Annotated in this window: 6 protein-coding genes; 1 reads left to right on the forward strand and 5 read right to left on the reverse strand. The window is 46.5% G+C overall.

All coding sequences use genetic code 11. The features are described 5' to 3' along the window. Nucleotides 1-61: 61 nt before the first annotated feature. Nucleotides 62-1,417 carry a tRNA uridine-5-carboxymethylaminomethyl(34) synthesis GTPase MnmE gene (gene mnmE / locus GV030_RS02475; protein WP_255465035.1) on the reverse strand — a complete coding sequence of 452 codons (1,356 nt, stop codon included), beginning with the start codon at nt 1,415-1,417 and terminating at the stop codon, nt 62-64. Between the two features lie 346 nt (nt 1,418-1,763). Here mnmE and GV030_RS02480 point away from each other — a divergent pair, with 346 nt between their 5' ends. After that, a complete protein-coding gene (locus tag GV030_RS02480; protein ID WP_159579470.1) occupies nt 1,764-13,571 on the forward strand; it encodes a choice-of-anchor D domain-containing protein in 11,808 nt (3,935 codons plus the stop codon). 70 nt (nt 13,572-13,641) lie between these two features. Here GV030_RS02480 and GV030_RS21470 read toward each other — a convergent pair whose 3' ends face one another. From GV030_RS21470 to GV030_RS02495, 4 genes are read right to left on the reverse strand one after another with little or no spacing between them, the layout of a single operon-like run. After that, entirely contained in the window at nt 13,642-15,069 is a 1,428-nt protein-coding gene (locus GV030_RS21470; protein WP_185155803.1) for a ferrous iron transporter B, read from the reverse strand. Nucleotide 15,070: 1 nt separating this feature from the next. Continuing rightward, nucleotides 15,071-15,844, reverse strand: coding sequence for a FeoB small GTPase domain-containing protein (locus tag GV030_RS21475; RefSeq protein WP_185155804.1), 774 nt, complete (start codon nt 15,842-15,844; stop codon nt 15,071-15,073). 5 nt (nt 15,845-15,849) lie between these two features. Continuing rightward, nucleotides 15,850-16,866, reverse strand: coding sequence for a metal-dependent transcriptional regulator (locus GV030_RS02490; RefSeq protein ID WP_159579472.1), 1,017 nt, complete (start codon nt 16,864-16,866; stop codon nt 15,850-15,852). A 16-nt stretch (nt 16,867-16,882) separates the two neighbouring features. Next, nucleotides 16,883-17,575, reverse strand: a complete 693-nt coding sequence (locus GV030_RS02495) for a metal-dependent transcriptional regulator (RefSeq protein ID WP_255465036.1) — start codon at nt 17,573-17,575, stop codon at nt 16,883-16,885. Between the last annotated feature and the right edge of the window lie 94 nt (nt 17,576-17,669).

Genomic DNA, 17,669 nt, shown 5'->3' on the forward strand with positions numbered 1-17,669 from the left:
AGAAGTAAAAACCGCTTAAAATGCACTAAAAGAAGGGTTTAGCTAAGTAAAAGAAAAGTAATTACTTTCCGATACAAAACTTGCTAAAGATGTTCTCCAGCAGATCATCGGTGGTGATCTCTCCAGTGATCTGCCCCAGGTGAAAGAGTGAGTTGCGGATGTCCATGGCCACAAAGTCGTTGGTCACTTGCCGGTCAATGCCATCGATCACCTGATCCAGTGCCTTGTTGGTTTCCATCAGACTTTCGTAGTGCCTCAGATTAGTCACTATGGTGTTTCCGGTCTTGAAGTCATCCAGGGAAACCAAGGTTTTTAAGGCCTCTTTGAGGTTTTCGAGGTTCTCCTTTTGGCTGGCAGAGATCATCAGGGCGTTTTCTGACTCCAGTGCGTTCAATAGGTTGGCGTCTGCCCGGTCCATTTTATTTCCAATCAGCAGATAGGGGACTTTGAGGGCTTTGAGGTAAGCCAGTTGTTTTTCAATGTCCTCTTTCGTGTCGTTGATCAGGTCGATCAGGTAGATAATTACGGAGGCCTCTTTCATTTTAGCATAGGTGCGCTCTACACCAATGGCCTCCACCTTATCCTCGGTGGTGCGAATACCAGCCGTATCCGTAAAACGGAAAGCTATGCCGTCTACATTGATCACGTCTTCAATGACATCCCTGGTGGTTCCGGGTACATCCGATACGATGGCCTTCTCTTCATTGAGCAAAGCATTGAGCAGGGTGGACTTACCCGCGTTGGGCTTTCCGGCGATCACCGTAGGGATGCCGTTTTTGATGGCATTACCCAGCGTGAAACTCTCCGTCAGGCGGGTGATTAGCCCTTTCAGGCTATAAATGAGTTTTTTGAGGTCATCACGACTGGCAAACTCCACATCTTCCTCACCAAAATCCAGCTCCAGCTCAATCATACTGGCAAAATGCACCAGCTCTTCTCTGAGTTTAGAGATTTCTTGAGAGAATCCCCCGCGCATCTGGTTCATGGCGGCCTGGTGCATGGATTCGTTTTCTGAGGAGATCAGGTCGGCCACTGCCTCGGCCTGCGCCAGGTCGAAGCGCCCATTGATAAAGGCGCGCTGAGTAAACTCCCCGGCTTTGGCCAGACGTGCACCCTTGGTGAGGAGCAGGCGAATGAGTTGCTGGATGATATAGGGACTGCCATGACACGAAATTTCGATCACATCCTCTTTCGTGTAGGAGTTGGGGCCCCTAAAGATGGAAATGAGCACCTCGTCTACGATTTTCTCCTCATCACGAATGGTTCCGAGGTGGATGGTATGGCTGGGTACCTCAGTGAGGTCTTTGCCCCTGAATACACTATTGACGATGGCGATGGTAGCCGGTCCGGAGACTCTGATGACTCCAATGGCACCCACTCCCGGGGCGGTAGCCAGGGCAATAATGGTATCGTTCATATTCATGCGCCAAAATTAGTCAGACCATGGCAGAACTACTTAAAACTAGGTATTGTATAACTCAGCGATAGGGATAAACTTTATCCTTGAGAAATCCCGGTGATTTTCAAAATGTCTTTTGGTACACATGTGGAATGATCCTGGGGGCTTCTCATTAGGAACCAGCTAAATACGGAAAGGCTCTTCATATTTTGGAGAGCTTTTCTCGTTTTGGATCTTGAAATAGAACCTGACGGTGGTCGTTACGGGTGAAATGCGGCGGTTTTCCTTTTATCTTATAAAAGAGGGGTGTATTTTACCTCATATTTGTAAAAGAATAAAACCGCCAACCTTAACTATTCTATTTGTGAATTTGTGTTCCGCCGCTCATATTCGCTTCACAGCATCGTTTCTTTTGTTGTTTGTAGCTACACTGTCTCATAGTCAGCGCCTCCCGGAAGGGGGAAACGCCAGCCGGAAAATCCCGAAAGCCAAAGAGGTTTTGTTGGACAAGGCCGGATCACCACGGTTTATCCGGTTTGAGAAAAGCCTGAAGATGGACTCCCTGCCAGCATTGGGCATGTTGCTGGGCTTGCCCGAAAAGTCCACACTTCGTCTGAAAGCAAAAATCGCGAATCATAAGGGTGAAGAGCACTTCAGGTACGTGCAGGAGTATAAAGGGCTGGAGGTGCTTGGAGCAGACTACATCGTGCATGCGAAGGGGGAGACGGCCGTTTCTGCTAATGGGAGCATTGAGCGTAAGATTGTCGTGAACACCCTGCCCACACTGAGTGGAGAGGCTGCACTGCAGCTTGCCCTGGATGAGGTGGGCGCTGAGGTATATATGTGGCAGGATGAAGAAAATGAGCGATTCCTGAAGCGGGAGAGTAAAAACGCCCGGGCATCTTTTCTTCCTGAATCTAAACTGGCATTAAGCCGAAAGCGGTATGATAAGGCGGAAGCATTGAATCTCGTCTATCAGTTTGATATCTATGCACAAAAGCCCCTGGGCAGATACAATGTAGAGATTGATGCACATACTGGCGAGGTGATCAATTTTTATAATAAAATTCATACCGCTACGACCACCGGTACCGGACTGTCTTTGTATAATGGGGTGGTGCCAATCATTATGGATTTTGATGGAGCCAACTATTTCTTGTCAGACGATTCCACAGGAGGAGGAATATATACTTATGATTTGAAGCACGGTACCAGCTATGGAAGCGCCACACTTTTTTCAGAATCAGATAATTATTTTGATCAGAGCAATAGCAGAGCAGGGGTGAGTGCTCATTATGGAGCGGCGGCCACCTATGCCTATTTTTTGGAGAATTTTGGTAGGAATAGTTATGATGACGATGGGGCGGCCATCAGGTCCTATGTGCATTACTCAAATGGGTACTTCAATGCCTTCTGGGATGGTTCGAGAATGACCTATGGCGACGGAAATGCGAGTGCTTCTGCGCTGGTCTCTCTGGATATTGTGGGGCATGAGATTTCCCATGCCGTCACGGAGTACAGCGCGGGCCTGGTCTATTCGTACGAGTCAGGGGCATTAAATGAATCCTTCAGTGATATTTTTGGTCAGTCGATTGAGTTTACCACTTTTCCCGAAACGGCCAGTTGGAACCTGGGTGACGAGATATATTATGACGGAGTGAGCATGATCCGCTCCATGAGTAACCCGAATGCTGAGGGTCAGCCGGATACCTATCACGGAGATCTTTGGTATTATGGCTCAGGGGACAATGGTGGAGTGCATTACAACAGTGGTGTCCAGAATTTTTGGTATTACCTGTTGGTAGAAGGAGGTACAGGTACCAATGACAATGGCTACAGCTACCAGGTGAACGGGATTGGCTTAGAGGCTGCACAACAGATCGCTTACCGAAACCTCACAGTCTACTTAACCTCTACTTCAGACTATGCAGATGCACGTATAGGATCAGAGCAGGCAGCATTGGACTTATATGGAGCAGGCAGTGATGAATATGCGGCAGTAGTTGCTGCCTGGAATGCCGTTGGTGTGGCTTCTTCAGAGCCATTGATGATTGTCACAGATTCTGTGGTATTTGGTCAGGTGCCTGTGGGGATTACCGAAACCATAGAGGTGGTGGTGGCCAATCAGGGGAGTGGTTTGCTGGTGGTGAGCGATATTAATGTTGACAATGATGTTTTTGCCGTTTCGGATACATCCTTTTCTCTTGGAGAACTGTCCTCGAAAACCATCACGTTTAGTTTCGCCCCAACAGAAACACTGGATACTTCCGCCACTTTTACACTTTATTCCAACATAGATACAGTGTCCATCTTTGCCAGCGGCTCGGGGGCCGAACCACCCACCCTGGTCATATCACCAGATAGCATTGCGGACTCACTGTACACCGGTGGGGTTTCTGAAACTATTTTGGCCATTCATAACAGTGGATTTTCAGACCTGGAGTATGAGTTGTCCACCGGATTAGTGGATGATTTTTTGGGAGAGTGGCTTGTGACCTATGACTGGTTCTGCGATGGAGGAGTAAGCGGTGTGGTTATGAATTTTTTCGAAGATCATACTTTCACTACCAGCGAGGGCGCCAATGGTCTATGGAGTATGGATGGAGACTCCATTGTATGGGTATTTGAATCCAGCACAAGATACGCAGGCCTTCGGGAGGGTGATTTCATGTCGGGTTTAATGACCAGTGGCATGTATGATGGATGCTGGTACGCTGATAAAGTGACGGACTTTAACACACCTATAGTGCTAGCTGCATCCGAATGGAGTGTGGAGGGTGGGCAAGTAGCTGCTCCTGAAAGGACAGTTGATCCAAAGGAGGGCGTGGCGTCCGCTGGCAACAGTAATTGGTTGTATACGAGTGTTTCTGAAGGCGTTGTAGCTATGGGTGATACGGCTTATGTGGCGATCACGTTGGATGCTGGCGGTTTGTATGGGGGAGTATACGAAACCAACCTTATGCTGATGACCAACGACCCTGAAAGACAATTGGAAGAAATTCCGGTGTCCCTTTTCGTTACGGGTGCACCTGATGTGGCGCTTTCTCATGACACTTTGTTTTTTGAGGATGCCTTTGTGAACTTCTCTGATAGTTTGAATTTGTTTATCAGCAACGTAGGGACCGATGACCTGGAGCTCGATTTGTATTTTGAGCATGAGTATTTCAGCACGGATTCCACACACCTGAGCATTTCACCTTCTGCAGGGTTCAATTTGCCAGTTTATTTTCAGCCTGATTCGGTGGGCAGTTTTAGCTCAGCTTTACTATTCGTCACCAATGATTTCGATCAGGACTCTATCTACGTGTACCTCACGGGATGGGGAATAAATCCGCCAGTATTTGGGGTAAGTCCGGACAGCCTAGGAGCAGCCCTGTTCACCGGGGATAGCACAACGCTCGTACTTACCCTCGATAACCTCGAAGGGGGATCGGATCTGACCTGGGAATCGGAGTGGATTGTTGAGTTGGAAGCCACGGAGCTTTATAAAGCTCATGAACATATGGCGCACCTGGTGCCGTCTGACGGATCGGGTAACAATGAAGGGATGGCCACTGCCGGCCCTATCCCTATGGAAAGTATGCAGGCCCTTTCAGGGAATAAGCGCATTCTGGCCTGGACCACTTTTGTGGACATGGATCAGGAATATATCAATACGATCAACGCGATCTCGCAGTACTATTCAGACTATCAGCTGAGTACTACCATTACCACGTCTGCAGCGGAGTTGGGAAATATGCTGGATACGGTGGATGTTTTTCTTATCCCCGAGCAAGAAGATGGAGGGAGTCTTTCTTATTTTTATGATTTGGGAGTTTCATGGTCTGAGGTGATTAGATCCTTTGTGAAGGGTGGTGGCACGATTATTCTCTGTGGAGACCATGAATCAGGTGAGATTTTAAATGCATCGGGCTTGATGCACATGGCTTATGCTGCTAATGCCTACGGCAATGCATTGACATTGGAGGATAGCACACACTACCTCACCGCAGGGGTTACTGGCCATGTTACGGGTCAAAATGCCACCTTTGTTGTGAGCCTTTCGGACACACTCGCGAGCAACCTGATTAGTTATTCTGACTATGCTGCAGTGGCCCACAGGCGAATTGGACGAGGGGATGTAGTGTATATTGGTTATGACTATTATGCCTATAATGACAATGCCGCCAGGGTGATTTCCAATGCTGTAGCGGGAGCACGGGGCCAGCGTGCATGGTTGACAATGGAAACTGAGTCAGGTACAATTGGGGCTGGTGAATCTCAGGATATTCCGGTCAAGCTAAATGCCACGGATTTGTATGGTGGGGTGTATAGGGCGGGTATCACTGTACAAAGTAACGATCCTGCCAAGCAAAACCGTACGATTCCTGTACACATGGAAGTAACCGGCGTGCCTGTTATTAAAGTTATCAATGATTCTCTACAGTTTGAAAGTGTCTATGCAGGGTACGAAAAGGAGCTCTCAGTGACCATACTTAACCAAGGAACTGATATCCTCACGGTTGACGTGGCTTTTAGTGACAGTACGTTTATTACAGATACCTTGCATGTGTCTGTTGGGCCGGGTGAAGCTTATGACCTCCAGGTATTCTTTCAGCCGGACACCGCCAAAAGTTATGTTCAGTCACTCTGGTTGATTTCTAACGATCCTAATCAGGATTCTACCCTTGTAAGTCTATCGGGTATAGGGGTGAATCCACCAGTGATGAATGTGAGCCCTGACAGCCTCCATGAAGCACTCTACACTGGTGACAGTGCTACACAGATCCTTACCATTGATAATACGGTCGGGGGGAGTGACTTGATCTGGAAAGCCGAAATCCACTTTGAATTAGAGGAGACGGAGCTTTTCAAGGCCAATCAGCACCTGATCCAAATGTCCCCTTCTGATGGTTCTGGGAATAACCAGGGAATGTCCAAATCGGGCCCGATTTCAATGGAAACTATGTCAGCGCTCTCCGGTCAAGTGAATATTCTGTCGTGGGTTACCTATGCAGACATGGATCAGGAATACCTGCATACCTTAAATGCCATCTCTCAATACTTTACGGATTACAGATTGAGCAGTACCACCATTACTTCTGCTACGGTGCTGGCAGGAATGCTGGATACAGTGGATGTCTTCCTCATTCCCGAGCAGGAGTATGCCTCTAATTCTTATTTTGAGAACCTTGGAGCTTCATGGGCTGAGGTTCTAACAGCTTTTGCCGAACGAGGAGGCGCTATCATACTTTGTGGAAACCCATCTGCTTATAACATTATTGATGGTTCTGGTCTTATGCATATGGAATATTTTATGCCGGTCTATTCTGAGGTGCTGACAGTGGAAGACTCGATGCACTACCTCACTGAGGGAATATCTGGAGCTGTTTTATCCCAGGATGGAACATTCCTGATGTCTCTTGCGGACTCTGCCGCTTCGAATATTGTATCATATTATGATCATTCTGTGGTCGCTCACAAAAATGTAGGCCGGGGAGATGTGGTATACATCGGTTATGATTTCTTCAACTATGATGACAATGCAGCCCGAATGATCGCAAATGCAGTGGCAAGTGCCAACCGAAGCTCCTGGCTTTCTCTGGGGGTAGCGATGGACACCATCGCAGGAGGGGAACTTCAGGAAGTTCCATTGACTTTTAGTGCAAAAGACCTCTTTGGAGGTCAATACAGAGCTAATATCAACATCCTCAGCAATGATCCGGCCAGCAGCGAGCTGAGCATACCCGTAGTGATGGAGGTAACCGGAGCGCCTGTGCTTAGTATCAATTCTGACAGTTTACCCTTTGCCGATACTTATGTGGGATACTCAGATAAAGTGTCCATTCTGATCAGTAACGAGGGTACAGATGATTTGGAAATAAGCTTGTCTTTGTTGGATTCTGTTTTTGCCATTGACACAGCCTATCTTTTGTTAGCCCCGGAAGCATCCTATGAGCTGGCTGTTTATTTTAATCCTGATTCGGCAGGTGTTTTCGAGGGGGGCCTCTTACTGGCTACCAATGATTTGGATAGAGACTCTACCTTTGTTTCACTCACAGGAACCGGGGTGAACCCACCGGTGATGACCGTTTCCCCTGACAGCATCTCAGCGGCTCTGATGACCGATGAGACGGTCATAAAAACCCTCACAGTTGATAATACCGCAGGAGGCAGCGAGCTGGTTGTGCAATTCGAGAGCAGAATACATGCCCAGACCATCACAAAACCATTGACACAGAGCAGGGCACCTTCTTCTACGCATGATCCCACTAGCTTATCTCAGGATTTCGGTAGTTACCTGTCGGACACGGCAAGGGTACTTATCATTCAAAATTCGAGCGCATGGGGTATGGATATGCGATCTTTCATGCAAGAGACTTTTGGAATTACAGCTATGACCATCTATCCTCAGGTTTTGAGTGGTCATGATTTGGAGCCCTATGATTTGATAATCACCACAGGAGATCAGAACTACGAGTACTATGAGACGATCAGTAATAACCGTGAACGCTTTGAAGACTATGTAGAAAATGGTGGAGTAATTCAATATCAATTGGCCACTCAAGGCAGCAATGTGAGCCTTGTTGGAGGAGTTAATATTATTCACGGAAGCGCTGATAATCGCAATACTTTAGACGCACCTGATCATCCCATAGGAAAAGATTTACCACTCGTTTTGGAGGGGAATTCTGCAAATCATACTTATCTGACTGACCTGCCAGAGGGAGCAACGGTGATCACCTCCACGGAGTATTCCACACGGCCTACCACGGCGGAGTATTCATATGGATCGGGGCATGTGATTGTGACAGGAATGACCGTTGAGTACTTGGCTTTGAGTGGTTTTAATTCAGCTCCATTGTTGGGGAATATCACATCCTATACCCTCTCATTATCTGGTCAGAAATGGTTGAAGGTACCAGAAGCTGATACCATCCCTGCTGGTGAGTATCGTGACTTTGAAGTATTGTTAAATGCAAAGGGTTTGTACGGTGGACTTTATTCTGGTGAGATAGATGTCTTGAGCAACGATCCAGCATCTCCGGTTGTCAGTGTTCCTGTAGGCCTGTTTGTGACCGGTATTCCTGATATGGAAGTTGATCAGGATACGGTTGATTTTGGGAAAACATTTGTCGGTACCAGCAATTCCAGGCCCCTCCAAATTGAGAATGAGGGAACGGATACACTTTATGTGTCAGACGTGGTATTTGATCACCTTTCTTTTGCCGTGGATACTACTTCTTTTTACTTGCTGCCAAAGCAGACTCAAACCCTGGAGATTATCTATAGTCCGGAAGTGGTTGCTGATGATACTGTGCAGATGAGTATCTCCAGTAATGATCCGGATGAAGTACCCTATATTGTGTATTTGCTGGGACAGGCCGTGCATCCACCTATTGCAGGTGTCGATCAGGATAGTCTGTCAGAGTCATTACTCACTGGCTTGCAAAGCACACAAACCCTAACCCTGGAGAATACCGGTGGTAGCGAGTTGGAGTGGTCTCTTGAAATAAATAATGGAGGTGCTGTGGCACTTACACCCGTAGGCTTTTATGGAGCTCCATCTCCACAGGTGGATGTGCCAGAGTTATCCTCTGAGGCCGGAGGGTCACACTTTGGGTCAATCGAAGGGGAGGTATTGGATACTCTTGCAAACTTCACTTCGAGTTCCACGGGAATCTACGTAAAAGGAGATACCATTTACACTGTAAATTATAACCAAGCGAGGCTGGATAAGTACAGCTTAAGCGCCAGACAAGTAGTTGAAAGTTTCCCGCTTCATTCTAGCCCCTATGGCATCACCTATGCAGCAGGTTTGTTGTGGATTGGAAGTTATGATGGATTGGTTCGGGCCTATGATTCCGGTGGGAGTTTCGCTGGTTCATTTTCAGTTCCATTTTCTAATTATCCAGCAATCGCTTTTAATGGGACTCATTTTATACTGACCCAGGCTATTGAGTATAATGAGCCTTTTTATGTGGTCGATTTCGATGGAACCATCCTCAATACTTATGTGGGGATAAATGCTGAGGTGACGGAATTGGCCTGGTCCAATGGTACTGTTTGGACGCTCACTTTTAATGGGGAGAGTAATATATACCCCTTGACCATTTCGGATGGAGCCATGCACATAAATGATACCATCCGAATACCTAACGATGATTTTGCCTATAGTCTGGCTCATGATGAGGGTAAGTTGTACTGGAACGCATGGAACAGTGATGCGTTGGTGCTGAAGGCTGGAAAGTATTATCAGGGCGATTGGTTGTTTGCTGGGGTGAATGAAGGCGTTCTTGATGCCGGGGAGAGCACTCATTTAGCGCTTAACTTCAACGCTTACGGTTTGGCAGGAGGGCTATACCAAAAGGAAATTAGGCTGATAACCAATGACCCGGTAACACCTACCACCAGGGTGCCGGTTGCTCTGGAGGTGACTTCCGCACCTGATATAGATCCATTGAGTGTTGCCGTGGATTTTAACCAGGTTTTTGTTGGCGATTCTGCCATAGAGTCGATGACCATAGCCAACGTGGGGGTTGATGAATTGATTATTCATTCGTCAAGCATAGATCATTCAGATTTTTCAACTTTCAGAGGTGGACTTACCATCCCTCCCGGAGGGGAGCGGGAGTTTTATATCAAGTATCACCCTCAGTCCTCCGGCATAGTGAACGCCACGCTCACTATAGTAAGTAATGACCCTGACGAAGGGGTGATAACCGTGAGCTTGTCGGGAGAAGGTATCCTTCCTCCGGAGATCTCAGTTGCACCTGGTTCGCTTTCCGAAAGCCTAATCTTAGGGGAGCAGACTTCACAAAATCTAAGGATCGAAAATACAGGTAGTGGTGCTGATCTGGTTATTAGCTTAAAGGTGAGTGAGCCGGAAGGACAGGTGAAGGTAGAGACTAGTCCTGTTTTTACCAGCGCCGATGATCAGGTATCCAAAGACGAGACTTCTGCACCAGATCTCTCCCAATATTGGAGACAGCACACCAGGAGTCCGTTGCAGAATACCGTTCAGGCCACAGATCACGTAGACCTGGTAAACCTCAAAAAGAGTCTTAATGAGAAATTTCAATCCATCACGGGTCTGATATCCAATCGCTATGACTTCTCCGACGGAGTGGAAGGAACAGGGATCAATGATGGAGGTGGAGATATGTATGACGGTGGTAATTACCTGGGCACCAATTTGGGGAGTTACATTCCCTATTCCAACGATCTGATCACAACCAGTAATGCATTCGGATCAGGAGAGTATTTCACCCTTAAAAAGCCAGGTTTGTTTGTATTAGCAGCCAACCTGGAGGAGGTGACGACTTTTTACGTTAGTGGTAACCTGGGTGCAGATGGATTGGGTAGTGTGGATGGAGCAGTCATAGAAATGGACGTGGCAGGAAGGACTTTTCTCGGGTTTGTGAAGAGGGTTTATAATTCCGGAGACCCCTCGATAAACCACTTGATCATAGTGGAGGATAATGGAGATGCAACACATCAATTTAGCACCAATACCAACTACGACGACCATAGTGTAAATGGGTTATCAAATGTGCGAAGTATTCACTACTTACTTTTTGCAGGTACTGGCAGTAGGTATTACGATAACCATACGATGACTTCTGTGATGAGCGCTTACCTTGAAACCCTACAGATCGGACCTAAATGGTTATCTGTAGATCATACACAAGACACCATTACAGCAGGTGGTTTTGCTGAGTTCAATGTGGGTTTTGCCAGTGCCGAAATGACAGTTGGTAGGCACCAGGCCAATATTGAGATAAGTTCCAATGATTTTGCTAGCCCGCAGATTGTCGTGCCAGTATCCCTTCAGGTATCAGGAATCCCGGACATTATGTTGTCTTCACTTCAGATCAACTTTGGGGAGGTAGAAGTGGGACAAACCAGCGAGCATTTACTCACCATTTCCAATCTTGGTAATGATTCATTGCTGGTGGGATCCATAGCTTCTAATTATCCGGATTTTACCGTGGAGACCACCGAACTTGGGCTGGCAGTGGGTGAAGACCATAGTTTAACTGTGACTTATACCCCTACCACAGTGGCTACTCATTCCGGTACCCTGCAAATACTAAGTAATGACCCTAATGAGTCTAAAGTGCTTGTTTCTCTAAGCGGAACTGGAATTCCAATCTCCAATACACCTCCAGAGTTGGATGGTTTTAGGTTATCTGTTCCAGAAAATAGCCCCGTAGGATATCTCGTAGATGTGTTGCAGGGTTCCGACTCAGATGGCGATACACTTAGCTATGGTATTGTTTCTGGCAATGAATCTTTAGCCTTTGAGCTGTCGGGTGATGGTCGTTTGCTGATCAATGATTCGGCCATGTTTAATTATGAGCAAAACCCGTTGTTCGAACTGACCATTGAAGTATCTGATGGAGAATACCAGGACACGGCTCAGGTATGGATAGATGTTACAGATTTGAATGACCGCCCCACAATAGAAACCCTGGTTTTCGGGATTCCTGAAAATAGTCCTTACGGCTATTCAGTGGGTTATCTCGTGGGGGAGGATGAGGATGGCGATTCTCTCCAATACGAAATTATTGGTGATAACCAGCTGGTATTTGAAGTGTTCGAATCCGGGATCTTGACAGTTAAAGACTCTTCCTTACTCAATTTTGAAATCAAAAAGTCTTTTGATTTGATCGTGGTAGTCCAGGATTACGCTTTGAGCGATACCGCTATAGTTACCGTTAACCTCACAAACGTGAACGATCGACCAGTGGCAATGGATCAGACATTTGAGGTATTCGAACACAGCCCTATGGGTACTCTTGTTGGGTATTTGTCCGCCACGGATGAAGACGGAGATTCTCTGATCTTTGAGATGGACTCCCATATTAGTTCGGCAGCTTTTGAGGTGAGTGTCAGTGGTGAATTGACGGTAAAAGATCCTTCGCTAATTGATTTTGAGGAACAAGAGAAGCTGTACTTTGATGTGATCGTTACTGATCTATCTGAGCAAGCCACTTTCAGAGTGACTGTTACCTTATTAGATATTAATGAAAATACCAGCCCATCATTCTCTGATCAAACCTTTGAAATCCCAGAGAACAGCCCTAAAGGCTATGAGGTTGGTCAGCTGACGGCCGTAGACCAAGAGAATGATTCATTGATATTCACTATTCTGAATAGTGAAGAATCCCCCTTTGAGTTGTTACATTCACAACTTTTGGTTGCTGATTCTTCACGTTTGGATTATGAAGTCAATACTTATTTTGAGCTGACGATGACAGTAAGTGATGGTGCAGAATCAGACACTGCCTTGATTACCATCTATCTGACGGACGTAAATGAAAATGGCGTGCCGATCATTTTGGATCAATCCTTCTCGGTGTTAGAGAACAGCCCTAGCGGTCATGAAATAGGAGAGGTCGTTGCGACCGATGCTGACGGTGATGCGCTTGCCTTTTCCATCATTCGGGGTAACTCAGGCAATCCAGTCACATTAACCTCAATGGGGGTATTATTCATCAACGATTCCAGCCTTTTTGATTTTGAGGTGAGTCCAGTTTTTGAGTTGGTTGTAACTGTAAGTGATGATTTATCAGTTGATTCAGCTACCGTTACCATTCATGTGGTTGATCTTGATGAAACACCAGAGAATCATGAGCCGGTGATTTTGGATCAGAGCTTTTCAGTGGAGGAAAATACCCGTTCCGGGATAGTGGTTGGCACGGTGGTGGCAACAGATGAAGATGAGGACGTTCTCACTTATGAGATCATTTCCGGAAACAGCGATCGCACATTTGCTTTGGATATGGAGAGTGGGGTGTTATCCATTGATGATTCTACGGCACTGGATTTTGAGGTCAATCGAAACATTTCATTTATCGTTCAGGTAAGTGACCTCACAAGTTCGGATATAGCCATTGTTTCCATACAGATCACCGACCAGGTAGAAATAGGGCTGCTTGGTCTTGATTCAGATCATGAGTTGCTTATTTATCCCAATCCTTCTTTAGATGGTCACGTGAGTATTGAGAACGGGAGACCTATAAGATATCTGAAGTTATTGGATACTTCTGGTAAAGTGTTGGTGTTCGTTCAGGGTGAAGGACGACAGGAGATAGGCCTGGAGTTGAGTGATTTTGACCGGGGTGTTTATTATTTGATCATTGAAGATGTAAAAGGGCAGCTGATTAGGAAATTGATCCTCGAGTAGTGGTTTTTAGCTCACATTTGGAAAAGAAAAGGCCTCGTCCTGAGGCCTTTTCTTTTCCATGGTTTCAGTATCAAAACAAAATCCTCCAAAACTGGGCAACCAGAAAGCATACAATCAGACCGAATACGATCGGTAAGAAAGTCGCTACAGAAGTCCACTTCCAGCTTTTGGTTTCCCTGTAAATGGTATAAATGGTGGTGCTACAGGGGTTGTGAAGCAGACTGAAAAGCATCAGGTTGATCCCTGTGAGCAGCGTCCATCCACCGGTCTTGAGGATATTAGCTGTTTCGGTAGTGGAGTCCAGTTCAAACATCACTCCATCACCAGCTCCCATGTCCACAATGCCAAAATGCGAAACGGTAAGCATCAATATGGTTGGGATCACAATCTCATTAGCGGGAATGGCCACTACGTAAGCCAGAAGTATAACTCCATTCAACCCAATCAAAAAGCCAAACTCATCTAGAAAGTCTATGGCATATGCGGCGAGAGTGATCTCCGAAATACTAATGTTTGAAATCAGCCAAATGACGGCCCCTGCGGGCGCCGCAAATACGATGGCCCTCCACAATACGATGATCGTTCTGTCAATCAGTGAAGTGTAAATGGTCTTCCAAAAACGTGGCGGCCGATAAGGGGGAAGCTCCAGGGTGAAAGTAGATACTTCACCTTTCAGCATGGTTCGGGAAAGAAACCAGGAAGTGAAGAATGTGAAGAAAATGCCCAGAAAAGCAATCCCAATGACTGCAGCACTGGAGATGAGACCTGACCATCCGGCAGGTACCAGCGCGCCGATGAAGATGGTGGCTATAAGGATCTGTGTTGGCCACCTGCCATTGCAAAGCGAAAAGTTGTTGGTGATGATGGCAATGAGTCGCTCCCTTGGACTGTCGATGATTCTGGTAGCCACTACACCAGCAGCATTACAGCCCCAGCCCATACTCATGGTGAGCGCCTGCTTGCCATGAGCACCTGATTTTTTGAACAACCCATCCAGATTAAAAGCCACACGAGGAAGGTAGCCAAAGTCCTCCAGCAAGGTGAACAGAGGGAAAAAGATGGCCATAGGAGGGAGCATCACTGCGATCACCCAGGCCACGGCCATGTACACACCATCCAGAATAAAGCCATCCAGCCACCATACCACTCCCAATTGAGCTGAAAGACCCTTGAGGAATGGATAAACCATCTCCAGCAGCAGGGTATTGAGCATGCTCGATGGATAGTTGGCGCCTTGAATAGTTATCCAGAGTATCACAGACAGGATCAGCGCCATAATGGGAAACCCAAACGTACGGCTGGTCAGCACCTTGTCAAGCATCCTATCGAAGTGATAGGATTCTTTTTCGTTTTTCTTGATTTCCACCCTTTTGGTAATGGCAGCGGCATCTGAGTAGATTCCCTCTGTAAGTTTATCATGATAGTCTTCGCCCATCTTCCACCTGAGAGAGGAGGCAAAGGTCAATATTTCGTCCGTTTCGTTCTTTAACTTCTCCATTTTAGGTAGTGCTTACAAAATCACCGTTTTTTAACGCGTTCAAGATCTGCTGATCTCCATCTAGCAGTCGCATGGCTACCCACCGGCTATTGGGAAGATCCGGGTAGGTTTTGAGTATTTTTTTACTCAATTCATCCACCGCCTGGTCTACCTCTGCGGGTAAGCTTTTGATGCGATGAGGTTTACATACGATTTGATTAGAGGCCACTTCATAAATGGTTTGTATCAATTCGGGAATGCCTTCATTGGATCGGGCACTGGTAGCCACCACGGGAATTCCCAAATCCTTCGCCAGTGTGCGCTCATCTATTTTGATTCCATGTCGGGTGGCTTCATCCATCAGGTTCAGGCATAGAACGGCTTTGTCTGTGATTTCCAGCACCTGAAGCACAAGGTTTAGGTTTCGTTCCAGTCTGGCAGCATCTGCCACGATCACCGTCACGTCCGGCCGGCCAAACAGGATAAAATTTCTAGCCACCTCTTCGTCTTCAGAGGTAGAGAGCAGGGAATAAGTACCCGGCAGATCAATAAGTTTGAATCTTTTGTCACTGTAAAGAAAGCCACCTTCTGCGCGGGTTACGGTTTTTCCGGCCCAGTTTCCGGTGTGCTGTCTCAGGCCTGTGAGGGCATTAAAGACAGTGCTCTTGCCGGTGTTGGGATTTCCGGCCAGGGCCACCACGAAATCTGCATTATCTACGTTGATACCCAATTTTTTGAGCTGGGCTGCATTGTAAAATGCACATGTCTCACAGCCCTTGTCCACTACGTCATTCATAGGTGTCATTTCGTTTTTTCTATTAAAATCAAATCCGCCTGATCATTTCTCAGAGCAATCAGGGTGTTGCGAATCAGGTATGCCTTAGGCTCTTTCATGGGGCCTTCCAGACCTGTTTCTATCGACGTGCCTTTGATAAATCCCAGGTCGAGAAGTCTGCGACGATTGGCACCTCTACACTCCGAGGATATACCGATCACTTGTCCTTTTTCTCCCTGACGTAGAGAAGAAAGGCGAACCTTGCCAGATTCAAACACCTCTTCTTCGCTCAATTTTCTTACTCCTATGTTACTGGCTACTATCGAAGAAAGTTCATATTCCTGTCCCTCAGAAAAGAACCTGACCCTGTGATCATCTATCTCTGTTACCTTTAGTTGTTGACCCATATGGAGCTTCTTGTCGATGATCTGCTCATAGATGACTTCAGGTTCATCTTCGATATGCACGATTTTTACCAGGGCGTTCTCGCGAATTCCGGAAAGGGGGATGGCATTGGATTCAATGATCTCTCCGGTCTTCATCGGGATAGGATCCCCATGAGGATCAAAGCGTGGGCTCCCGAGCTCATGATACAGCTCTTCTGCTTCTTCTGAGGTCATCGTATGCTCCATTTGCTCTGCGCGATTGTGCCATTCGGATTTGTCGATACCCGTGCGCTCGGAGAGATACTTTTCCCATAACCTGTGCACGCGAATGATGTGAAGGGCATAATCCTTACCAGCCCGGGTAAGGGAGATGGTGTCCGCTTGGGCACGTATCAGGTTGAGGGCAGACATTTCTTCTATCAGACTTACCAGTTTCTTATCGGATAGTTTCAGAGCGCCTGCCATGGCATTAAGTGTTGCTTTTCTGCCACTGTATTCTACATGGTAGAGCTGCTTCAGCACATCCTCCATGGCCGTTTTCCGATCACGCTCAGAGTCGTGAAATACCCTGGCCCAGAGCTTGTACTTCCAACCCAGGTATATGAGGGCCCCACCTGCAAAGAATACGATCAGTGCTAAAATTGGATTTGGTGTCATCTCGTTAAATCAATTTTCATTTCACAGCCAACATGATGTTTTTAGCAATTTCTCCAGAGATGTATACCTCAGAGGATTGATCGATCTGAATGAGAACAGACTGGTCATATTCTACAATGTCTTTGATCTGAATAATGGACCCAAGACGCATTTTTATTTTATCCAAATGCCTGAGTAGAGAGGGATCTCCGTCCGGCACTTTCACCACGATCCCCTTACTTTCTATGCTCAGCTCTGTGAGCGGGAGTTGCGGATTCTCCTTGATCTCACCGTGCTCATTGGGTATGGGATCACCGTGAGGATCCATGGTGGGGTAGCCCAGAAATTTATCCAATCTACTGATGAGTATTGGTGACTTGATGTGCTCCAATTGCTCGGCCACCTCGTGTACTTCATCCCAGGTAAAGTTTAGTTTCTCCACCAGAAAGACTTCCCAAAGGCGGTGCTTTCGGATCACCTGAAGCGCCATTTGTTTTCCCTTTTTAGAAATCTGAACGCCTTTATATTTTTGATAGTCTACCACATCTTTCTGCGAAAGTTTCCGAATCATATCGCTGACGGAGGCTGGTTTTGTGCTCAGTTCTTCTGCAATGGCATTGGTGGAAACTCCCAAATCTCCGCCATCGGATAGATGGTAGATCGCTTTGAGATAATTCTCTTCTGCAAGACTTAGTTTCATGAAATCAAAGGTAAAAATATTTTTAGACATATCTAAAAATATTTTTAACATGTGTTTTGTCTGGGTATTTAACTAATTATAAATCAAATTGTTATTGCTCTTTCATTGATTTGATATTTGAACT

The sequence above is a fragment of the Marinoscillum sp. 108 genome, from assembly GCF_902506655.1.
GTDB classification, from domain to species: domain Bacteria; phylum Bacteroidota; class Bacteroidia; order Cytophagales; family Cyclobacteriaceae; genus Marinoscillum; species Marinoscillum luteum.